This window comes from Burkholderia sp. Ac-20353 (assembly GCF_017104785.1).
In the GTDB taxonomy this organism is placed as follows: Bacteria; Pseudomonadota; Gammaproteobacteria; order Burkholderiales; family Burkholderiaceae; genus Burkholderia.
The window spans coordinates 12,486-33,927 of sequence record NZ_JAAGPL010000065.1 but is presented as its reverse complement, the minus strand read 5'-3'; the positions used below and the strand labels follow the sequence as shown (position 1 = coordinate 33,927).

Sequence of the window (21,442 nt, the reverse complement as noted above, 5' to 3'; positions counted from 1 at the left end):
ACTCATTCATTTTAATTTTCAATCTAGAGTGAATTAATTTCGGCAGATCTCTCGAGATCTGTCAGATTCGTGCCTTGATAACCGCCGAATTCATGTTATTCGGCGGTTTCTTTTTTATCGGGCCATTCGATTTCCGCCCGCTATCGTGCGGCGGCGCGCCGTTACCCGGCCGCCCCACCGACGAGCTGCGCGAGCAGCGCGTCATATTCGGCGACGAGCGCCGGGTTCGCCGGCGTATACCGCCGCAGGATCTCGCGCTGACGCCGCGCATACCCTTCCCAGTCGTCGTCATGCGTGTGCAGCGCATCCAGCAGCGCGTTCGTGCCTTGCTGCACGTCGTTGTCCGGATAGTAGTAGCCGAGATCGGGCGCGAGGCTCGCGTTGTGCACGAGCGGATAGCCTTGCCAGCACACGTCGAAGTAGAAGTAGTTGAGCGGATTCGCCCACTGGTGCGACACGACGACGTCGGTCAGCTCCGCGAGGAACACCGGCGTGTCGAAGCGGCCGACGAAACTCGCCTTGCCGGCCCGGACGATCTCCAGGTAGTTCATCAGCATCACGAACTCCTGGCTGTCGTGCGCGAGGCGATCGGCGTTCGTCACGTGCGTGAACGCGATCGCGTCCGGCTCGCGGCGAAACGCCTCGTCGATGATCAGCAGCGGATACACGCAGAACTTCACGACGTCGTGGTTCGGCTCCATCACCGTCAGCCGCTTCGCGCGCATGCCGCGCGGCCGGTACTCGCCACGCTCGGGCAGCGTGCGGGCGCGCTCGGTCAGGAACATCGGATCCCAGACGAACGGCACGACGCGCCCCGGACAGCGGCGCAGCGACTGCAGGAACGGCAGCGACGACGGTGCGATCTGCGGAATCGCCCACACCTCGTCGTAGCCGCGGTTGATGAACAGCGTATCCCACAGCCGGCGGCCGAACAGGATCGACTCCATCGCGTTGATGTATTCGACGCCGCAGCAGTAGCTGACGATCTTCGTGCCGCGCGCTTTCAGGTAGGCGGTCTGCGCCGCGTCGATCTGCCCGCCGAGTTCGATCAGCACGTCGAGTGCGTCCTTCGCGTCCGCGAACGCGCGCGTGTCGTACACCGCGCGATCCCATGGAAGCGCGTCAGTCAGCGGCACGTCGGTGGTGTTGACGAGCGTCACGCGGTAGCCGTGCGGCGACGCGATCAGCAGCTTCGCGAGGAACAGTGCGTTCTGCTTGATGCCGTTGATCCACAGGCTTTCGTCGGGGGCGCGCAAGCCGATCGTGATGCCGATGCGCAGGCCGTTCAGGACAGGGGACGTCATCGTCGGCGAGGAACGGAGGTTGGAGGGTCGCAGTGTAGCGCGGCCACACCCGGGAGGCAGGCTTGAGCGCTGCATGCAAGCAGCCAGTCTAGCGGACTTCCGGCCGCACGACTGTCAGGGATTGTTTAGGGCCTGCGGATCGCGGCGGCGGCAGTCGCATGAAGCGCGTTGCCAGCCAAGGAGTTCGGCGCGATAGCGATCACTGGTGGCAGCGCTCACGCGGCGCACTTGGGATTCGACTTACAACCCCACGCGTCGGTCCTTGATTGCTCACAACGCTCCATGCGTTCGCCCTGCTAGTGGCCAACGGATTCGATCACTCGGGCAAAGAACGTGTTTCGCGATCGGAGCACGTCCGGTTCCGCGTAGTCGTCAATCTGGCCGTCGGACATGACGATCACCGCATCCACCTTCGTCATCGCACTGGGCCGGTGTGTGATCATGACGATTGTCTTTCCCGAAAAAATCTCGAAGATCTTGTCGAGCACGTATTGCTCCGTGACGAGATCCAGCGACGACGTACCCTCGTCGACAAGCACGATGTCCGGCGCGCGCAGAAACAGCCTCGCCAACGCGAGTCGTTGCCGTTGGCCGCCCGAAAGCGTGGCGCCGCGATCGCCGAGCGTCGTGTCGAGACCCGCCGGCAGCCCAATGAGCAGATCCTTCAACCCGGCGCATTCGAGCGCGGCGATCATGTCAGCATCGGACGCGTCCGGGCGCGAGATCTGCAAATTGAAGCGCAGTGTGTCCTTGAACAAGAAAACGTCCTGGGAAACGCAACCGATACGCTCTCTCAATGTCTGAGCATCGATGCACAGAATGTCTTCTCCGAAGATCCGGATTGCCCCGCCCTCTGCAACGAGCTGTTTCGTCAGCACCTTGACGAGCGTACTTTTCCCGGCACCGCTTGGCCCGGTGATGGCGACACGCTGTCCCGAATCGACAGTGAAACCAATATCGGTTAAGGCCCGCCGGCCGGCTCCCGGGTAAGTCACGCAAACGCGTTCGAATTCGATTGCCGGCGCGGCAGGTTGGGACACCGGATTCCGATCGAGCCGCGACACGGGGTTCATGGCGGTGGACAGCCTATCGAGGAACCGGCCGAACGTGACCAGCGATTGATTGATTTCCGTGAACATGTTGCCCAGGATTTCGATCGGTGACAGCAGCGTCACCGTGTAGGCCGCCACCAGGACAAAATTGCCGACCGAACGCGCTCCGGTCACGACTTCGTGCAGGGCCATCAGGAACGTTACGCCAAACAGGCCGACGAACAGGCAAGCATTGAAGAACTGCATGCGCAAGCTGATTTTCCAATAGTAGCCTTGCGTATGCCGGTCTTCGTCGAGCACCCTTTGGTAGCGGGAGAGCAGGAAGTGATAGCCGTCGAACTGGCGTGCCACATGAATGTTGGTGATCGAATCCGTCAACGTCGCATAGGATTTTTTGCCCGCATCCATGCAACGGGATTTGAGTTCGACGAGCCGCCTGCCGTGTATCACGTTATTCGTCACGAAGAGCACAACGTAGATCGCGATCGTTCCGGCGACCAGCAGATCTTGATTGGACGCCAGGACCACGACGGCAATACAGATCTGGACGATCGGAGAGATGAGCGACGTGGAGAGATTGCGGATGACGAGGTAGAGGTCATTCGACGCCTGGGTGATCTCCTGAGTCAGCTCTCCGGAATTTTTGTTGACGAAGAAATTGTCCGGTTGCCGGCAAAGGTAGTTGAAGTAACTGGCGAGGAGCGAGCGGTTTGCTCGGAGGCGAAGCATGCTCTGGAGGTAAAGATCGACGGTACCGAGAAACCTGGGCATCGCGATGGCGATCAGATAGCTCACCGCTAGATAGATCACGTAAGCGGACGTCCGGCGATCCGCAGCGAGCAGGATGTCGGTCAACCGCCCCAGGATGACCGGTGACATCGCCATCGATGTTGCAGATCCCAGCGTGCAGGACAGGATTGCGACGATGAAAAAACGTTCCCGACGCTGCAGATGGCGCCCGATTTCCGAATAGGTTCCAATCCAGCGCTTCATGGTCTGGTCAGGCTTGAAGATTGATGCTCGATCGATCGGAGGTGCGCTTCGATCTTGTACAGGTTCACGATGTGCTTGAAATTCCCGGTCAACGCAATTTGGCAGTTTTGCCGCACTTCTGCGAGCAGCGCGTCTCGGTCAATATGCAAAAGCGATACGAAGTACGAACGGTCGATCAGATCGACAAGATTCGCTTCAGATTGGGACATGAGTTGAAACAGGAACGCTGACGACGCCCGCTTCGTCCGCCGCCATGCGAACGACTTCCCGGACCGTCTGTAAATGGATTCGCGCAGCGTGACACGGTCATGGGTGTCCGTGAACGTATCCTGGACGGGAATTCCTATCATGTGCCCGACAACGTTCTGCAACAGCAACGGGGCAAGCGTGGGTGGGCCGTTGCGCGGGATGCATGCTGACTGCAGCGCCTGCAGGATGGCTGAGAGATGGCTGTATTTCGCCGTGCGGCGATCCAGGTCTCGTATCAGATAGTGAGCGGTTCGACATGCCGATCGATGTCTCGGCCTCGGCAGCCAGGCAGGAAATGAACCGGTAAGTGAGCGAGCCCCCGTCAGGAGACGAAGATTATCGCGCACGATTTCGACACCGCGCCGTCCCTTTAGCCTGGACAGTTTTCGTACGGTCCGCACGTACTCGAGTACCCGCCCTGCCTGCAACGCCTCCAGGCACGAATTGTTGTCAGGATTCTGGATGAATACGTGATCCCCGCCATGCCCCGTTATGAGAAGTGTCGTCTCGTCGATCGGCAGGTCTGAACAAGCGGGTGATCGGGATCGAAAAATCGATATATCGTACGGAGATGAGGACTGGCCCTCAGTTGAAGTTGTGAATGCCCGACTGTAATCCTCGCGCTCGGGCAAGACCCGCTGGATCTCACAGTCGAGATCCAACGCTACTGCGGCTGCATCCTGATACTCACTGTCCCTCGCGTCTGGACCCGATTCGCTATGCAGCACGAGGAGCTTCGTGCCGGTCGCGAGCAGCGTCCAAAGCAAGGTGCTCGAGTCCAGGCCGCCTGAGAACATCAGAACGGTACTATCGAAAGGCTGCGTGAATGCGGACAGGGTATCGCGTAACGTGTCAACGATATCGCCGTTCGGAACGATCGGATGATTGACGAACGCCGCACCGATGATGTCCGATGTCGACATCCTGATACATTCGCCGAGCATGACCTCTCTTATGCTCTCGAACGACGTATGCCCATCGAATTTTTGCTGATGCGCTATGAAATCGTGGCAATAGTCGACATCGATGCGTTGACTTGCAAAGCCGCCACGCAAGGCAACGATGACAGCCAGTTCACTACAGGCGAGCATCATACCGTGCAGCGTGGTATAGAAAATATCTGTACTCCGATACAGACTTCTGACTACCTCAAGCGTGTCCAAACTCAACAGAATCGACGTGAAATAGCCGATCGAATCAGAGAAGCGAGCGCGTCTCTCTGGTGCCGGACAATACTGACAGGTCGGCCATTCATAAGCCACGCCCTCAAAAAATTCGATGAATTGCCCCCACTTCGAAACCGTCCACCGATCCGAACATCGAACAACGAATTTTCCGTGAAGATGTGTCGTCAGCCGATTTCTTCCCGCCCATTCATTAATGACGTGTTCCAAGTGCTTCGCGATGTTTTCCGGGTAAGCGATGAACATCAAACCTCCAGGATGACCGCCAGGTTTTTGCGCAAGTCGGCAGCGTCGTTCACAACCGTGCCGTCGACTTCGACCCATGCGTGGCTGAAGAAGGGGCGCGTCCTCACCCCGACAACCAGTGTTACATTGGGTATTTTCCGTCTCAACAGAAGAGCCAGTGCGAGGGAATAGGTCAGGCATCGGTTACCGCTGACATCGCAGGCAAAGACCCGGTTCAGATTGCCCATGGCGGCCTGCACGGCTCCGTCGACGTCCATCGATCCGGATACCATACTTGGTACCCCTTTCCTGATCGAAACGATGCGCCTGAATCCCCCCAGTTTGATCATGACCGTCGCCCGATAAAGGGCAGCGAGCGATGCAGCGATACCCACAACGGTGGCTGGCACATGACGCGTCAATGGCATCATCCAGCGTTGCTCCACATAGCTCTGCGGCCTCAATCCGGCCGGCGGAGTATCCGCGCGATCGCGCGACTCCTCCAGCACGCCCATGATCCGCAGTGCATCGTGCAAGCCGGAACCCGTCTGCTGGGCCATAGGCTCGTATAGCGCGTTCATGGCATCCCGGGATACGTCCTTGATCAAATGAAACTTGTTGTCGAGGATCGTGAGAATGATCAGGTCATCCTCGTAATAGGCCAATCTTGCGTGCTGACTCAATGCATATGGCATACGGTCGTCCCGTGCATCGATTGTCATGAAATCCCGTCTCGGAAAATGGACGGCCGCCCGCTAACGAAGTCAGCCGCCCCCTATGTCGATCAGCCGTAGTAGCCCGAATCCATAATCTGCCAATCGTAAATATGCATCGGCCTGTTGAAGTATTCGGCGATGCTGCCGTCTCCGCCCATGGTCGCCTTGCTGGCATCCTGCTTCAGCGTAATGACGTCGACATCCCCGACGCGGGCAATCTCGAACGATTCCTTGGTTGACCTGTTTTTCATAGCATTCCCAAATAAAAATATTAAATGAACACATAAAACATCAAGAATACGAGCCATCCGTAAATACTAATGATTCGTATTCGCATTAGATGGTATGAACGCCCCCGCGGACTGTCAAGGCAATCGAAATGTGTCCCCGTGGAATTTCGAGCCGATACCACAGGTCCGGTCTTACGTAGGGAGACGAAGGGAAGTCGTAACCGACAAGCCCGTCGAAGCCGCACTGGGTAAGAGCGGTCCGTGATTCCTGGAGGGCGTTACTGCCCGAAACAACTGAGGAGACAGTTGGCTGACGCTTACACGCGACAGCAAGAAAGTCCCCTACATAAACTGTTAAAAATTCTGAACGCTTCGTAGATTTCCGGCCTTTTGCCGGATGAAACGAGGCGCGAGGATACGAGCGCGACGCGTAAGCCTCAGGAGATTTGCCACGTTCGGAACTGGCCGGCCTACAACGCTCGCCTGACCAATCGAAGCAATCTGACGATGCGGATCGATAAAGCCGAACTCGCAGATTTTCCGAATGCCGCACCAGTTAGAGGCCAGCGCTCAACCTATATGCCAAAACACGGCATTTTTAACTGGTTGAAACCCGACATCTGAACTTGGGACTCTCAAAGGCTGCGTCGTCGTGCTCGGATATTTAGGCTCCGTTGCCGATCATCGCAAGCGGCGAGGCACTGCGCGTCGTAGTCGACGGCATGGGTCCGAAAGGCTACAGCGAGGGGGAAAGGAAGGGGCGTCCACACGGCGACTCGAAGCGCCGGTGCCGGCGAGGCGCGCCTGAGTGCCTGACACGAAACGAGCGTGTTGCGAGCGGCGCTCATGATCGTCAGGATGCCGTCGACTGCAGAAATTCCGCGCGAATTGCTCGATCAGATTCCGGCGACGAGCAAATTGATATTGTCGGCGGGGATGGCGCTTACGACTCGAAGCCGCACCATCCCCGACGCGGCGCTCAGGCTTCCGCCATCACGAGCAGTTGCGCGCCGTCCGCAACCTGGTCGCCGACGCCATACAGCACTTCCGCGACGACGCCCGCGCTCGGCGCGCCGATCGTGTGCTCCATCTTCATCGCTTCCATCACGATCAGCGGCGTGCCCGGCTCGACTGCCTGTCCGGCCTCGACCAGCACCGCGATCACCTTGCCCGGCATCGGCGCGGTCAGGCGCCCGCCGCCGTGTTCGGTGTCGCCCGCATGCGCGAGCAGGTTGCGCCACTCGAACGATTCGGACGCGCCCTGCGTGAACACGTGGAACGTGTCGCCGTCCGCATACACGCGGCCGCTGCTGCGCACGCCGTCGAGCGTCACGTCGAAGTCGAGCGGGCTCGCGCCGCGAGCCCACGCGAACGGCTGCGCGGGCGCATCGCCGATCGCGAGCCGCTTGCCGGCCGCGTCCTCTTCGAACTCGACCGTGATGTCCATCTCGCGCTCGATCGCGCGCCATTCGAGCGTGCGGCCGAAGCCTGCGTTCAAGCGCCAGTTCGACAACGCGGCCCACGGCGATCGACGATCCGTCAGTGCATCGCGCTCGCGCGCGCGCAGCGCCGCACAGGCAAGCGCGAGCGCCGCGCGCGGCGGCTGTTGCGGCGCGAACAGCGTGTCGTGATTGCGCTCGATCAGGCCCGTATCGAGATCGGCCTCGGCGAACGGCTTGCACGCAACGATCCGCTGCAGGAACGCCGCGTTCGTGTACAGGCCGACGACCTCGCATTCGCGCAGCGCGCGCATCATCCGGCCGAGCGCTTCGTCGCGGTCCGCGCCATGCACGATCAGCTTCGCGATCATCGGATCGTAGAACGGCGTGATCGCATCGCCCTCGCGCACGCCGCTGTCGACACGCACCGGCGCGCCGATCGCGAACTCGACACCGTCCGGCAGGCGCAGATGCTTCAGCGTGCCGGTCGACGGCAGGAAGCCGCGCGCAGGGTTCTCCGCGTAGAGGCGCGCCTCGATCGCATGCCCAGTCACGCGCAGCTGCTCTTGCTTCAAAGGCAGCGGCTCACCCGCCGCGACGCGCAGTTGCCACTCGACGAGATCGAGGCCCGTCACCATCTCGGTGACCGGATGCTCGACCTGCAGGCGCGTGTTCATCTCCATGAAGTAGAACGCGTCGCCCGTCATGATGAATTCGACGGTGCCCGCGCCGACATAGCCGACCGCGCGCGCGGCCGCGACCGCCGCCTCGCCCATCGCGCGGCGCACGTCTTCGGCGAGACCCGGCGCGGGCGCTTCCTCGAGCACCTTCTGGTGACGGCGCTGCACCGAGCAGTCGCGGTCGAACAGGTAAACGGTGTTGCCGTGCGTGTCACCGAACACCTGCACTTCGACGTGACGCGGGCGCGTCAGGTATTTCTCGATCAGCACGCGGTCGTTGCCGAAGCTGCTTGCCGCTTCGCGCTGGCACGACGCGAGCGCCGCGGGGAAATCGCCGGAACGCTCGACAACCCGCATCCCCTTGCCGCCACCGCCCGCGCTCGCCTTCAGCAGCACCGGGTAGCCGATTGCATCAGCCTCGCGATGCAGCAGCGCCGCATCCTGCGCGTCGCCGTGATAGCCGGGCACGAGCGGCACCGCCGCCGCATGCATCAGCGCCTTCGCGGCGGCCTTCGAGCCCATCGCGGCGATCGCGTCGACCGGCGGCCCGATGAACACGATGCCGGCCTGCTCGCACGCGTGCGCGAAATCCTCGTTCTCCGACAGGAACCCGTAGCCGGGGTGGATCGCCTGCGCGCCCGTCGCGCGCGCGGCTTCGATGATGCGCTCGATGCGCAGGTAGCTGTCGGCGACCGCCGACCCGCCGATATGCACGGCCTCGTCGCACGCGGCGACGTGCTTCGCATGCGCATCCGCGTCGGAATAGACGGCGACGCTCGCGACGCCGAGACGTTTGCACGTCGCGGCGACCCGGCACGCGATTTCGCCACGGTTGGCGATCAGAATCTTGTCGAACATGGCTTCGATGTCGTCCGGTAAGGGATGGGGTTCGCGCTTCGCTCGCGTATCACGCAACGCGAAGCGCCGTCGGCTGCCGCAGCCGGTCAGCGCAGTCAGCTACCGCAGCCGGTTACATCAGGCCCGCCATGACGGCGTGCGCTTCTCCAGGAACGCGGCGATCCCCTCGCGCGCTTCCGCGCCCGCGCGGGTCCGCGCGATCCACTCGGCGGTCTGCTCGATCAGCGCCGCGTCGAGCGGCCGGCCCGCGACGTCGGCAACGAGCCGCTTGCACGCGCGCACCGCATCGGGCCCGTTCGCGTCCAGCGCCGCCGCGAGCTTCGTGACGGTCTCGTCGAGCGCATCGGCCGGCACCGTTTCGTGCACGAAGCCGAGCGCCGCCGCACGGGCGCTGTCGAACACTTCCGCGGTCGTGAAGTAGCGCCGCGCCGCGCGCTCGCCCATCGCGCGCACCACATACGGCGCGATCGTCGCCGGGATCAGCCCGAGGCGCGCTTCGGACAGGCAGAACTTCGTGCCCTCCACCGCGATCGCGATGTCGGCGGCGGCCACGAGGCCGACGCCGCCCGCATACGCGTCGCCATGCACGCGCGCGATCACCGGCTTGCCGCAGCGATGGATCGCCTCGAGCATCCGCGCGAGCTTGCGCGCGTCGGCACGGTTCTCGTCGTCCGAGTAGCCGGCCATCTTCTTCATCCAGTTCAGGTCTGCGCCTGCGCAGAATGCAGGGCCCTCCGCCGCGAGCACGACCGCGCGCACGCCTGCGTGCGCGTCGAGCCATTCGAACGCGGTCGTCAGCTCGGCGATCATCGTCTCGTTGAACGCATTGCGCACGTCGGGGCGCGCAAGCGTGACGGTGGCGACGCGGTTCGCTTCGTTGACCTTGATGGTTTCGTATCGCATCGTCCGCTCCTGGTGTCTGCTTACATCCGGAACACGCCGAAACGCGTGTCGTCGATCGGCGCGTTCATCGACGCCGCGAGCCCGAGGCCGAGCACGTCGCGCGTCTGCGCGGGGTCGATCACGCCGTCGTCCCACAGCCGCGCGCTCGCGTAGTACGGATGCCCCTGGCGCTCGTACTGGTCGCGAATCGGCTGCTTGAAGGCTTCCTCGTCGTCGGCCGACCACGCGCCGCCCTTCGCCTCGATGCCGTCGCGACGCACGGTCGCGAGCACCGACGCGGCCTGCTCGCCGCCCATCACCGAGATCCGCGCGTTCGGCCACATCCACAGGAAGCGCGGCCCGAATGCGCGGCCGCACATTCCGTAGTTGCCGGCGCCGAACGAGCCGCCGATGATCACCGTGAACTTCGGCACCTTCGCGTTCGACACGGCCGTCACCATCTTCGCGCCGTGCCGCGCGATCCCTTCGTTCTCGTACTTGCGGCCGACCATGAAGCCCGTGATGTTCTGCAGGAACACGAGCGGGATCTTGCGCTGGCAGCACAGCTCGATGAAATGCGCGCCCTTCACCGCCGATTCCGAGAACAGGATGCCGTTGTTCGCGACGATCCCGACCGGATGGCCCCAGATGTGCGCGAAGCCCGTGACGAGCGTCGTGCCGTAGCGCGCCTTGAATTCGTCGAATTCGGAATCGTCGACGATGCGCGCGATCACCTCGCGCACGTCGAACGGCTTGCGCGTGTCGGCCGGGATCACGCCGTACAGGCTCTGCGCGTCGTAACGCGGCGGCTTCGCGTCGCGCAGCGTCACCGGCAGCGCAAGCTTCGGCGCGAGATGATCGACGATGTTGCGCGCGATCGACAGCGCATGCGCGTCGTTCTGCGCGAGATGGTCGGCCACGCCCGACAGCCGCGTGTGCACGTCGCCGCCACCGAGATCCTCGGCGCTCACTTCCTCGCCGGTCGCGGCCTTCACGAGCGGCGGGCCACCCAGGAAAATCGTGCCCTGGTTCTTCACGATGATCGACTCGTCGCTCATCGCCGGCACGTAGGCGCCGCCGGCCGTGCACGAGCCCATCACGACCGCGATCTGCGCGATCCCCGCGGCCGACATCGTCGCCTGGTTGTAGAAGATCCGGCCGAAGTGGTCGCGATCGGGGAACACGTCGTCCTGGTTCGGCAGGTTCGCGCCGCCCGAATCGACGAGATACACGCACGGCAACCGGTTTTCCGCGGCGATCTCCTGCGCGCGCACGTGCTTCTTCACGGTGACCGGATAGTAGGTGCCGCCCTTGACCGTCGCGTCGTTGCAGACGATCACGCACTCGCGGCCCGCGATCCGGCCGATGCCGGTGATGATCCCCGCGCCCGGCGCGTCGTCGTTGTACATGCCGTTCGCCGCGAGCTGCGACAGCTCGAGGAACGGCGTGCCCGGATCGAGCAGTTGCGCGATGCGGTCGCGCGGCAGCAGCTTGCCGCGCGACAGGTGCTTGTCGCGCGCGGCCGCGCCGCCGCCTTGCGCGAGCTGTTCGATCTTCGCGCGCAGGTCGGCGACGACCGCCTCGAGCGCCGCGGCATTCGCGCGGAATTCTTCCGAACGCGGGTTCAGTTTGGATTCGATGATCGGCATCGACGAGGCTCCGTTCGCTTGACGTGGGCGTTACATCGTTTCCGCGAACAGCTCGCGGCCGATCAGCATCCGGCGGATCTCGCTCGTGCCGGCGCCGATTTCGTAGAGCTTCGCATCGCGCCACAGGCGGCCGACCGGGTATTCGTTGATGTAGCCGTTGCCACCGAGGATCTGGATCGCCTCGCCGGCCATCCACGTCGCCTTCTCGGCCGTGTAGAGGATCACGCCCGCGCAGTCCTTGCGCACCTGGCGCAGGTGGTCGCTGCCGGCCGTGTCGAGATGGCGGCCGACCGCGTACAGGTACGCGCGGCACGCCTGGAACGTCGTGTACATGTCGGCGACCTTGCCCTGGATCAGCTGGAATTCGCCGATCGCCTGGCCGAACTGCTTGCGGTCGTGGATATACGGAACAACGGCATCGAGACACGCGGCCATGATGCCGGTCGGGCCGCCCGACAGCACCGCGCGCTCGTAGTCGAGGCCGCTCATCAGCACCTTCACGCCGCCGTTGAGCTGGCCGAGGATGTTCTCTTCCGGCACCTCGACGTCCTGGAACACCAGCTCGCCCGTGTGCGAGCCGCGCATCCCGAGCTTGTCGAGCTTCTGCGCGACCGAGAAGCCCTTCATGCCCTTCTCGACGATGAATGCGGTGATGCCGCGCGCGTTGGCTTCGACGTCCGTCTTCGCATAGACGACGAGCGTGTCGCAGTCGGGGCCGTTGGTGATCCACATCTTGGTGCCGTTCAGCACGTAGCGATCGCCGCGCTTGTCCGCGCGCAGCTTCATGCTGACGACGTCGGAGCCCGCGTTCGGCTCGCTCATCGCGAGCGCGCCGATGTGCTCGCCGGACACGAGCTTCGGCAGGTATTTCTGTTTTTGCGCTTCGGTGCCGTTGCGGTGGATCTGGTTCACGCACAGGTTCGAGTGCGCGCCATACGACAGGCCGATCGACGCGGACGCGCGCGAGATCTCCTCCATCGCGACCATGTGCGCGGTATAGCCCATGTTCGCGCCGCCGTATTCTTCGGCGACGGTCATGCCGAGCACGCCGAGGTCGCCGAACTTCTTCCACAGATCCATCGGGAACTGGTCGGTACGATCGACCTCCGCCGCACGCGGCGCGATTTCCTTCGCCGCGAAATTCGCGACGGCGTCGCGCAGCATCTCGATGTCTTCACCGAGCATGAATTGCACGCCGGGCAGGTTGCTCATGTCTCCTCCGTCTCCAGAAAGTGCGTTGCGCGCACCGTTTTCTGAGTTTTGCTCAAAAACCGGTTGTTGCGCCGATTCGTTAGCCAATACTGCGGAAATTGTGCGTAGTGTCGCGCTCGTCGGGGGCCGGCGTCAATAGTTTTTTGAGTGATACTCAGATATCATGCCCGGATGACAGCCGTGCATCCGACACCTTGACGTCCTCCGCTTCCTAAAGGGAGCGGATTCCCACAACTGGCGATGCACGTCCGCATCGGAGAATGTTCAGCGCAGCATTGGTATCTCGATCATGCTCGACACCACAGTGACTGCAGGTCCACTCCCTTATTCGCAGTCCCGCGATACCTTTCGGCCGCGTCGTGCTGTCTTGCGACCCGCACGCCGAACAGGACTGGGTCGAACCGCTTTCGTCCACTTCCACGAACGTGGCTCCGTGCGCCATCGCCTTGTAACGGAGCTTGTCCCGGAAGGACGACCAGGATGCGTCGTAGACGCTCTTCGCCAGCTTGGTTCTGGCGAGTTTCGCGGCCGACACGTTGCCGACCGCGATGTAATCGAAGCGCCGCACCAGATCGAGCGCGAGCTTGTGCTGGAAATCGGCGCGGGCATTCGCCACCTTGGCGTGCAGCTTCGCGATATGCCGCTTGTGCTTGCGCGCGCGCTGCGCCTTCGCCAACTTGTCGGCCGCGCGCCGGCCGAACCGGTCATTCGGCAGCTTCTCGCCGGTCGAAAGTGTTGCGAAGTCTTTCAGGCCGAGATCGATGCCGACGCCGGAACGGATCGGGCGCGCCTGAACATCGGGGATCTCGATCACGATGTTGAGGAACCAGTTGCCGCGTGCATCCTGCGCGAAGTTGGTTCCGTCCTTGATCTTGCCGTCGGGAAGCGGGCGACTGCTGAACACGCGGAAGGTATTGCCGGCAAAGCGGAACGCGTCGCCCTCGCGTTTCAGGTCGCGGCCCTTCAGCGGCACCCAGCCCAGCGATTTCCTGCCGCGATAGCGCAGGTAGGGGCGACGGTGTTGGCTGCGCGACTTCGCGTATTGCTCGCAGGTCGCGTTGACCGTGCCGGAGTGAATGCCCAGTTCCTTGCTGCTGCCGGTCGTCAGCACGTTCAGGTCGAAACCCGTCGGCCACTTCTTGTTCCACTTGAGCGCGTGCTTCTGCGTGTCGTTGCAGAAGTTCCACACGTAGTTCACCGCGCGGCTCTGCTTGTTCAGCAAGCCGTTGAGCGACTTCACCCGGTAGCGGTAGACAAGAATCATGCCGGTCATTCTAACGAAGGAATGCCGCCTGTCGGCGGCGCTCCTTCCCTCCTCGCCGTCAATGGTGAGGTCTCTAGGAGCAACTGATGACCGACACCGTCAAAGCCGACCGCGCCGACGCGCCCCGCGCGCCCGCCGGCCGCAAATCCCAGCAGCGCGTGCAGGACATCCTGCGCGCCGGACGTGAAGTGTTTGCCGAAAAGGGCTACGAACATGCGACGACCTCCGAGATCGCGCAACGCGTCGGCGTGTCCGAAGCGACCGTGTTCAGCTATTTCCGCGGCAAGCGCGAGCTGTGCGCGCGCGTGATCGCCGATTGGTACGACGAGAACATTACGGTATTCGAGAGCGGCATGCCGCTCGGCGCGCCCGTCGACCAGCAGTTCGCGTTCGTCGTCAGCACGCACCTGCGGCTGATGCTCGTGAGCGGCACCGGGCTGTGCGCGCTCGTGCTGTCGGAAGGCCGCGCGAAGCAGCATGCGCTCAGCGACGAGTTGACCGCGCTGCAGCGCCGCTACACGGCGCCGCTGATGGACGTGCTTGCGCGCGGGCAGGCGGCCGGACAGGTACGGACCGACCTGCCGCTGAGCCTGTTGCGCTCGATGGTGTTCGGGCCGATCGAGCACGTGCTGTGGGACGCGATACTCGGGCGCCGGAAACTCGATACGGAAACCACGGCCGCGCAGCTGATCGACATGCTGTGGGGAGCCGTGCAGCCGCCGGCGCCGGAACAGGCGGCGCTCGTGCGGTTCAGGAACGAGGTGGCGGAGGCGGTGCGGCGGCTGGAAGGCGGCGGCACGCGCGATTGAGCGGCGCGCGCCGCCGTCCTGCTTCACTGGCTCGCGCGGCAATGCGTGAGCTTCAGACCGGGCAGCACCGGCGCGTCGATATAGCCTTCGTTCAGGCAACTGAAGCGGAAGAACGCCGACGCCTCGAACGGCTTGATCTCCTGTCCCTTGAACTTGCTCTTCAGCGCGGCCTGGTCGGCCACGTCGAAGTGGGTGTCGAACTGCGCGCCGTCGTTCGTCAGCGCGCCGAAGTACGTGCCGTCGGGGTCGCTGCCCATCCGGATCACCGCACCTTCGAACGCGAGGCGCTTGCCGTCGTATTTCGCCTTGGCTTCCGGCATGTTGGTCGTATAGGCGTCGATTACGGCGCCGTAATGCGCGGCGATCGCGGGTTCGTCGGCCGGCGCGGCAATACTCGTCTGCGGAATGCCCGCCAGCGTGGCGCACGCCACGAGCGCGGCCGTCGCGAACGACGCGGAAAGTTTTTTCATTTGTATGGTCTCGTCAGGCTGGGTGGTTAAAGACGGCGTTTCTCCGGATTCCCGGAAAAACGCACGGTGAATTCACTGCCGGTTTTTCAATCGTTCAAATGGCGATATCAAATGGCGAAAAACGGCTGCGATTCCCCCCCGCCGCCTGCGCGATCCATGCGGTGCGCGGCTTCGCGTCGATCACGACGTGACAGGAAAATGACATGGCGCGGCCCCCGACTCTCTTTGATCTCTCATTGATTTAACTGCTTCTGATTTTGCGCGCTACGGTAGCAGACGGATAGCTGGTGTGCAATATCGGTGGGTGTCGGTGATTTGGCGTGGTTTCGCCATTCCTTTTAGTTCAAACGGGATCGTCTGCGGATCGCGTTTCAATACGCATCACGCGCAACACATTGCGCGACTCGCCCGACCAATCATCAGACCCTCGAATACCTCCCATCCGATATCGCGATTTCCGCTGTCGAACGCGCCTCTCTAGACTGATCGAGCAATCACGACGACAGCGTCGCCACGCGACATCGCGACATCGCGCCCGCAAGCAAGCGAACGCATGCAGCCGGGCCGCACGACGACTGCCGGACAACAACCTCGACAGGAGACTCGCCTTGACCGACCGGCAAGCGCGCCGCAGCGCGCTGAAGACCTTCGGCCTCGCGGCCGGCACGACCATCCTGGCGGCCGCGGGCCGATCGCAGGCGGCGCCGTCCGACACCGGATCGCTGCTGCCCGGCGGCGCCACCCGCCTCGCCGACCTCACGCGACGGCTCACCGCCACGCCGAGGCGTCGCGACTTCAAGACGGTGCCGATGATCGTCGAGCATCCGGACCAATGGGACAACGCGGCGCTGACCGAAGTAATCGGCTATCGCGGCGGCCCGAAGCAGGTCTGGGACAACACCGAACTCGGCGGGCCGTGGCTGAACCTGATGCGCAATGCGCTGAACGCACAGATCTGGTCGTTCCGGCACCCCGATTTCCTGGTCGTGTCGGCGACGCACGGCTCCGCACACCTCGCGCTGTACGACCAGACCGCGTGGGACAAGTACGGGCTCGCGAAACTGGCCGGCGACAAGTTTGCGACCAACACGCTGCTCGACCCGAAGCCCGCCCAGTCGAAAGGCACGCAGGATCATGAAAGCGCCGACGGCGCGTTTTCCGCGCACGACAACAGCATCGCGGCGCTGCTGCAGCGCGGCGTCGTGTTCCTGTCGTGCCACAACGCGATCTGGGAACTCGCGGAACGGCTCGACGGCGCGAATGCGAATCCGGACAAGCTGCCGCTTGACGCGCTCGCCGCCGACCTGACCAACCACGTGATTCCGAGCGCGATCATCACGCCCGGCGCGGTCGGCACGCTGCCCGAACTGCAGCACGCCGGTTTCTCTTACGCAAAATAAGGATCGACATGGCATCGACCCACACGCCGACGCAATCCCGCAGCATCCGCCGGATCCGCCGCATCGTGCATGCGGCGCTGGCGGGCTGGCTGGGCATCGCCGCGCACGTCGCGTTCGCGGCGCCCGCGTCGGCGGCAGCGCCGGCCGACATCTTCCCGCCCTGGCAGCACGGCAGGAACAACGACGCGCCGCACCGCGGCCTCGAATTCACGGTGCCGCAAGTCGACGTGCTCGCCGATTTTCACGGTGACCTGACCGCGCCGAAGCTCGTGCTGTTCGTAGGCGGCAACTACTTCTTCGCAATGGCGCCACTCGTCGCGAAGTTCGAAGAAGATCACCCCGAATACCGCGGGCGAATCTACTGGGAAACCATTCCGCCCGGCCTGCTCGTCACGCAGATCAAGGCTGGCGGCACGATCACCGTCGGCAACATGACGTGGACGGTCAAGCCCGATGCGTATTTCGCGGGCCTCGCGAAAGTCAACGCGCTGATCGCCGACGGCACGCTGACGGGCCCCGCCGTGCCCTATGTGACGAACCAGCTGACGATCATGGTGCGCGCGGGTAACCCCGAACGCGTCGCATCGCTGAACGATCTCGCGAAACCCGGCCTGCGGCTCGCGATGCCGAACCCCGAATTCGAAGGCGTCGTGCGGCAGATCAAGGCGTCGCTCGTGAAGGCGGGCGGCGAGCCGCTCGCGCGCACCGTCTACGAGGACAAGGTGCGGGCGGGCACGACCGAGCTGACCCACATCCACCATCGCGAGACCGCGCTGTTCCTGATGCAGGGGCGCGCCGATGCGGGCGTGCTGTGGAAGTCCGAGGCGATGTTCCAGGAGCAGGCCGGGCATCCGCTGAGCCACGTCGACATTCCGGCCGACCAGAACACCACCGCGATCTACGCAGGCGCGCTCGTCGACGGCGCGCCGCACCCGGAGGCGGCGCGCCAGTGGCTCGCGTTCATCCGGTCGCCGGAAGCGTTCCGGATCTTCGAGCGATATGGCTTCGGGCGCTATGAAGTGGCGTCGGGTGTCGCGCAGGGATCGACCACAAACACAAGCACGAGCGAGAATACGGGCACGAGCGCGCAGGCAACGCCGCGCGAACGAGCCGACGCGAGCTGAACCCGCGCGTCGCGCAGATACCAACGAAACGCGCCCCCACCCAGGAGGAGACTTGAACGATTCGATCGTGAAGCCGCGTCGCCGCTTCGCCGCCGCGTGGCTGGCCGCGACCGGCCTGCTGTCGGTCGCGGCCGCCGCATGCGCGGACGATGCGACGCCCGGCAAGATCATCGCGACACAAGGCACGACCACCGGTGTCGCAGCCTGCATCGGTTGCCACGGCGCGAACGGCGAAGGCAATGCGGCGGCAGGCTTCCCGCGGCTTGCGGGCGTTCCGGCCGCCTACCTGTCCGCGCAACTGGCCGCGTTTGCGGACGGCAGCCGCCAGAACCCGGTCATGCAGCCGCTCGCGAAACTGCTGTCCGCGCACGAGCGCGAAGCCGTGTCCGCATACTTCGCGTCGCTGCCCGCGCCGCCCGGCATCGCAACCAAGGACGACACGTCGGCCGCACCGTCCGACACCGGCGCATGGATCGCGACGCGCGGCCGTTGGTCGCAGGGGCTGCCCGCTTGCGCGCAATGCCACGGGCCTGGCGGAATCGGCGTAGGCACCGCGTTTCCACCGCTGGCCGGCCAGCCGGCCGCCTATCTCGCGAACCAGTTGAACGGCTGGAAACAAGGCACGCGTCCGCCCGGACCGATGGGGTTGATGCCGCTGATCGCCAGCAAGCTGTCCGGCCCCGACATCGACGCGGTGGCCGCTTACTACGCCCGCACTGGCACGCCACTCGCCGGTACGGAATCGCAAGGGGCCAAGCCATGACCGATCGACTCCGGCTGTATCACCGCGCGCTCGCTACGCTGTTGAGCGTGGCCGCCAGCGGGCCGGGATTCGCGGCGACCGATGCGCCGCCGGCCGCATCCGCATCCACGTCCGCATCTGCATCCATACCCGCATCCACATCCAGTATCGGCACCGCGACGCCGGCACCCGCGAAGCCGTTCACGCCGCCCGCCGAATCCGCGCTTCCGAACGACGACTTCGGCAAGACCGTGAAGCTTGGCGAGCAAATCTTCATGCACACGCCCGAGTTCGCGGGCAAGTACGTCGGCAACCCGCTGACCTGCGCGAGCTGCCACCTCGACGCGGGCCGCCGCGCGGATTCGAGCCCGATGTGGGGCGCCTATCCGCTGTATCCCGCGTATCGGAGCAAGAACGGGCACGTGAACACGTTCGCCGAACGCCTGCAGGGCTGTTTCCGCTACAGCATGAACGGCAAGGCGCCGCCGAACGGCGACCCGATCCTGGTCGCGCTGGAAACGTATTCGTACTGGCTCGCGAAGGGTGCGCCGATCGGCGAGAAACTGCCCGGGCAAGGCTTCCCGAAGCTGCCGCCGCCCGCGCAGAAGGCCGACTATGCACGCGGCGGCGCCGTCTACGCACAGCACTGCGCGCTGTGCCACGGCGCCGACGGACAAGGCCAGTCGAGCGGCGGCAAGACCGTGTTCCCGCCGCTGTGGGGCTCGCGGTCGTTCAACTGGGGCGCGGGCATGGGCGACATCCACAACGCGGCGGGTTTCATCAAGGCCAACATGCCGCTCGGCCTCGGCGGTACGCTGACCGACCAGCAGGCGTGGGACGTCGCGACGTTCATGGACAGCCACGAACGGCCGCAGGATCCTCGCTTCGCGGGATCGGTCGAGGCCACGCGCGAGCGCTTCCACAACACGCCCGATTCGATGTACGGCCGGACCGTGAACGGCCGCGTGCTCGGCGCACCGGGCCCGCAGTGACGCGACCGCACGGACGCGATCACGGATGCCAGCGATACACGACGACGCTGGTGCCGTTGTAGTTGTCCTTCGTGATCACGTACTCGCCGGTCGAGCGCAGGTACGCGCGGATCCCGTACATCGAGTCGACGTCGTTGCCGACGTCCATCGCCGCCGAGTTCGAGTTGGTCAGCGTCGTGACGAGGGCGCCCGTGTTCAGGTCAAACACGTCGACGTTGGGCACGGTGTGCACGTAGCCGACGAACAGGTAGTGCCCGGCCACCGCGATCGATTTCGGATTGGCGCTCGTCAGGTTGATCACCGGGTTCGGCGCGGTCGTGTTGCCGGCCTTCCAGCCGCGATAGACCTCGATGTGGCCGTTCATCGCGGTCCAGTCCCAGTTGCCGGCGAGGCCTTGCGCGAGGATCATCGTGTCGCTGTCCGACTGGTAGACGATACGCGTGACCGGCGACACGGTGGCCGGCACGGGGGTCGTCGTCGGCTTGCCCCATGACGGCTTGCCGGTCGCGTCGAAGCCCGTCATCGGATAGCGGGAAATCACGTTCGTCCCGTTGAGGCCGGCCCACACATCGCCGTTGCCGTCGATCGCGAAGCCCGCGGTGACCTTCAGGGTCGTGTTGAACGGCTTGCCCGGAATCGAGCCGGCCGGAATCGCGATGTAGCCGCTCGCCGCGTTGAAGTAATAGAAGTTGAAGTTGCCGGGGTTCTGCCCCGACGCGACGAGGATCCGGTTGCCGCCGACGGTAACAAGCTGGCCGAAGTGCTGGCCGCGCTGGTAGTCCTTCATGTCGAGCCGCGGATCCTTCGGGTAGGAGAACGGATCAATCGTGTTCGCGACGAACGTGCCGCCCGCGGTGCCGGTGTAGACGTTGTTGCCGCTGTAGAACAACGCGCCGTCGGTTGCCGGATCCGGCGCCGCGATCGCCTCGAAGTTCAGCGCCTGCAGCTTCCATTGCAGCGCGCCCGTCGGGCTGTACGAATGGAGGTCGGTGCTGCCGTTGCGTCCGAGATCCCAGCCGCCGCCCCACGCGTTGTTCAGCACGTACAGGTTGCCGGCTGCGTCCTTGCCGATCCCAGCGACGCGCGTGAAGCGCTTGTCGCCGACCTGCCCCTTGATGCCCGTCGTCGTGTCGAGGTAGCCGCCCAGCACGCCGAACGTGCCGATCTGCTGTGGCGCGCCGATCAGGCTGTAGTTCTTGATGTTCATGTCGGGTCCTTCGTCGCCTACCAGCAACTGCCCGCTGGACGCATCGAAGTACAGCGCGGACGGCCGCGACGTGGACGCCATCTGGATCGTGTTCATCGGCGTACCGGCCGGGCTGTACTGCACGACGACGCCCGCGCTCTTGCGCGCGACCCACAGGTTGCCGGCGGCGTCGAGTGCGAGCGCGCCGGGGCCCGACACGCCGATGTCGCGCTGCCAGACACCGTCGGTCGTGTACACGCGCACGCGGTTGCCGTAGAAGTCGCTCACGTAGAGCTGCGTGCCGGCGGTCGCGAGGCCGGTGATCACGTCCGCATACTGAACCCCCGTCCACGTGCTGACCGGAATCCGCAGGTCGCGGGTGTTCGACGAGCGGTTGTAGCGCCCGACCGAGCCGCTGCCGAACGTCCGGTTGTAGCCGAGCGCGACGAAGATCGACGCCGCGTTGCCGGTGATCGCGCCGCCCTGGAACTCGTCGTGGATGCCGATCGTGCCGATGCCCTGCCCGTTCTGGTACATCGCCATCCCGCCCGCGTTCTCATCCCAGCGCGACGACGTATAGATGACGCCCTCCGGCGCGACCCACATCGACCTCGCGCCGTTGCCGACGTGCTGTGCGAGCGTGCCGAACGTGTTCGCGAGCCAGTCGGTCGTGTATTGCGCATGGCCGGCCGGCGCCGTCGTCGCGAGCAACGCACCGAGAAATACAGCGCGCATCTGCTTACTGAACATGGGTATTGGCTCCAGACAGTCGTTTCGTGAAT

Annotated in this window: 17 protein-coding genes; 5 read left to right on the top strand and 12 right to left on the bottom strand. The window is 64.1% G+C overall.

Annotated features, from left to right (window positions below; genetic code table 11):
- Positions 1–161: 161 nt before the first annotated feature.
- The 10 genes from G3N94_RS19780 to G3N94_RS19735 form a co-directional block, all read right to left on the bottom strand.
- Positions 162–1,304, bottom strand: a complete 1,143-nt coding sequence (locus G3N94_RS19780; RefSeq protein ID WP_205794273.1) for a DUF2827 domain-containing protein — start codon at positions 1,302–1,304, stop codon at positions 162–164.
- Positions 1,305–1,600: 296 nt separating this feature from the next.
- On the bottom strand, positions 1,601–3,349 hold the full coding sequence (locus G3N94_RS19775) for an ABC transporter ATP-binding protein (RefSeq protein WP_205794272.1): 1,749 nt from the start codon (positions 3,347–3,349) through the stop codon (positions 1,601–1,603).
- On the bottom strand, positions 3,346–5,028 hold the full coding sequence (locus G3N94_RS19770; protein ID WP_205794271.1) for an asparagine synthase-related protein: 1,683 nt from the start codon (positions 5,026–5,028) through the stop codon (positions 3,346–3,348). The genes G3N94_RS19775 and G3N94_RS19770 overlap by 4 nt, the downstream gene beginning before the upstream one ends.
- Positions 5,028–5,729 carry a lasso peptide biosynthesis B2 protein gene (locus G3N94_RS19765; protein ID WP_205794270.1) on the bottom strand — a complete coding sequence of 234 codons (702 nt, stop codon included), beginning with the start codon at positions 5,727–5,729 and terminating at the stop codon, positions 5,028–5,030. The genes G3N94_RS19770 and G3N94_RS19765 overlap by 1 nt, the downstream gene beginning before the upstream one ends.
- 62 nt (positions 5,730–5,791) lie before the next feature.
- Positions 5,792–5,974, bottom strand: a complete 183-nt coding sequence (locus tag G3N94_RS19760; RefSeq protein WP_205794269.1) for an acinetodin/klebsidin/J25 family lasso peptide — start codon at positions 5,972–5,974, stop codon at positions 5,792–5,794.
- Positions 5,975–6,932: 958 nt separating this feature from the next.
- Positions 6,933–8,930 (bottom strand): acetyl/propionyl/methylcrotonyl-CoA carboxylase subunit alpha, encoded by a 1,998-nt coding sequence (locus tag G3N94_RS19755; RefSeq protein ID WP_205794268.1) that lies wholly within the window; start codon positions 8,928–8,930, stop codon positions 6,933–6,935.
- Positions 8,931–9,047: 117 nt separating this feature from the next.
- Entirely contained in the window at positions 9,048–9,833 is a 786-nt protein-coding gene (locus G3N94_RS19750; protein WP_205794267.1) for an enoyl-CoA hydratase/isomerase family protein, read from the bottom strand.
- Between the two features lie 20 nt (positions 9,834–9,853).
- Positions 9,854–11,461 carry a carboxyl transferase domain-containing protein gene (locus G3N94_RS19745; RefSeq protein ID WP_205794266.1) on the bottom strand — a complete coding sequence of 536 codons (1,608 nt, stop codon included), beginning with the start codon at positions 11,459–11,461 and terminating at the stop codon, positions 9,854–9,856.
- A gap of 30 nt (positions 11,462–11,491) precedes the next feature.
- Positions 11,492–12,673: an isovaleryl-CoA dehydrogenase gene (locus G3N94_RS19740; RefSeq protein WP_124603524.1), complete on the bottom strand. Its 1,182-nt coding sequence runs from the start codon at positions 12,671–12,673 to the stop codon at positions 11,492–11,494.
- Between the two features lie 211 nt (positions 12,674–12,884).
- Positions 12,885–13,937 carry an RNA-guided endonuclease TnpB family protein gene (locus tag G3N94_RS19735; protein WP_205794265.1) on the bottom strand — a complete coding sequence of 351 codons (1,053 nt, stop codon included), beginning with the start codon at positions 13,935–13,937 and terminating at the stop codon, positions 12,885–12,887.
- 86 nt (positions 13,938–14,023) lie between these two features.
- Between G3N94_RS19735 and G3N94_RS19730 the strand changes: the two genes are divergently transcribed.
- Positions 14,024–14,746, top strand: a complete 723-nt coding sequence (locus G3N94_RS19730; protein WP_205794264.1) for a TetR/AcrR family transcriptional regulator — start codon at positions 14,024–14,026, stop codon at positions 14,744–14,746.
- Positions 14,747–14,769: 23 nt separating this feature from the next.
- On the opposite strand, the gene G3N94_RS19725 is transcribed toward G3N94_RS19730, so the two are convergent.
- On the bottom strand, positions 14,770–15,216 hold the full coding sequence (locus G3N94_RS19725) for a hypothetical protein (protein ID WP_205794263.1): 447 nt from the start codon (positions 15,214–15,216) through the stop codon (positions 14,770–14,772).
- A gap of 608 nt (positions 15,217–15,824) precedes the next feature.
- On the opposite strand from G3N94_RS19725, the gene G3N94_RS19720 reads away from it, so the two are divergent.
- The 4 genes from G3N94_RS19720 to G3N94_RS19705 are packed head-to-tail and all read left to right on the top strand — an operon-like array spanning position 15,825 to position 19,474.
- Positions 15,825–16,616 (top strand): transcriptional initiation protein Tat, encoded by a 792-nt coding sequence (locus G3N94_RS19720; RefSeq protein WP_205794262.1) that lies wholly within the window; start codon positions 15,825–15,827, stop codon positions 16,614–16,616.
- A gap of 8 nt (positions 16,617–16,624) precedes the next feature.
- Positions 16,625–17,740 carry a substrate-binding domain-containing protein gene (locus G3N94_RS19715; protein ID WP_205794261.1) on the top strand — a complete coding sequence of 372 codons (1,116 nt, stop codon included), beginning with the start codon at positions 16,625–16,627 and terminating at the stop codon, positions 17,738–17,740.
- Positions 17,741–17,792: 52 nt separating this feature from the next.
- Positions 17,793–18,503, top strand: a complete 711-nt coding sequence (locus tag G3N94_RS19710; protein WP_205794260.1) for a c-type cytochrome — start codon at positions 17,793–17,795, stop codon at positions 18,501–18,503.
- Complete coding sequence (locus G3N94_RS19705) at positions 18,500–19,474, top strand: c-type cytochrome (protein ID WP_205794259.1); 975 nt, start codon at positions 18,500–18,502, stop codon at positions 19,472–19,474. Before G3N94_RS19710 ends, G3N94_RS19705 begins: the two co-directional genes overlap by 4 nt.
- Before the next feature lie 19 nt (positions 19,475–19,493).
- Here the strand turns inward: G3N94_RS19705 and G3N94_RS19700 are convergent, their stop codons facing one another.
- The gene (locus G3N94_RS19700; protein WP_205794258.1) at positions 19,494–21,410 is read right to left on the bottom strand and encodes an SMP-30/gluconolactonase/LRE family protein; all 1,917 of its coding nucleotides are present in this window, start codon (positions 21,408–21,410) and stop codon (positions 19,494–19,496) included.
- Positions 21,411–21,442: the final 32 nt, after the last annotated feature.

Coding starts and splice junctions, on each gene's coding strand:
- G3N94_RS19780 (WP_205794273.1), bottom strand. CDS start 1,304: ATGACGTCCCCTGTCCTGAACGGCCTGCGCATCGGCATCACGATCGGC.
- G3N94_RS19775 (WP_205794272.1), bottom strand. CDS start 3,349: ATGAAGCGCTGGATTGGAACCTATTCGGAAATCGGGCGCCATCTGCAG.
- G3N94_RS19770 (WP_205794271.1), bottom strand. CDS start 5,028: ATGTTCATCGCTTACCCGGAAAACATCGCGAAGCACTTGGAACACGTC.
- G3N94_RS19765 (WP_205794270.1), bottom strand. CDS start 5,729: ATGACAATCGATGCACGGGACGACCGTATGCCATATGCATTGAGTCAG.
- G3N94_RS19760 (WP_205794269.1), bottom strand. CDS start 5,974: ATGAAAAACAGGTCAACCAAGGAATCGTTCGAGATTGCCCGCGTCGGG.
- G3N94_RS19755 (WP_205794268.1), bottom strand. CDS start 8,930: ATGTTCGACAAGATTCTGATCGCCAACCGTGGCGAAATCGCGTGCCGG.
- G3N94_RS19750 (WP_205794267.1), bottom strand. CDS start 9,833: ATGCGATACGAAACCATCAAGGTCAACGAAGCGAACCGCGTCGCCACC.
- G3N94_RS19745 (WP_205794266.1), bottom strand. CDS start 11,461: ATGCCGATCATCGAATCCAAACTGAACCCGCGTTCGGAAGAATTCCGC.
- G3N94_RS19740 (WP_124603524.1), bottom strand. CDS start 12,673: ATGAGCAACCTGCCCGGCGTGCAATTCATGCTCGGTGAAGACATCGAG.
- G3N94_RS19735 (WP_205794265.1), bottom strand. CDS start 13,937: ATGATTCTTGTCTACCGCTACCGGGTGAAGTCGCTCAACGGCTTGCTG.
- G3N94_RS19730 (WP_205794264.1), top strand. CDS start 14,024: ATGACCGACACCGTCAAAGCCGACCGCGCCGACGCGCCCCGCGCGCCC.
- G3N94_RS19725 (WP_205794263.1), bottom strand. CDS start 15,216: ATGAAAAAACTTTCCGCGTCGTTCGCGACGGCCGCGCTCGTGGCGTGC.
- G3N94_RS19715 (WP_205794261.1), top strand. CDS start 16,625: ATGGCATCGACCCACACGCCGACGCAATCCCGCAGCATCCGCCGGATC.
- G3N94_RS19705 (WP_205794259.1), top strand. CDS start 18,500: ATGACCGATCGACTCCGGCTGTATCACCGCGCGCTCGCTACGCTGTTG.
- G3N94_RS19700 (WP_205794258.1), bottom strand. CDS start 21,410: ATGTTCAGTAAGCAGATGCGCGCTGTATTTCTCGGTGCGTTGCTCGCG.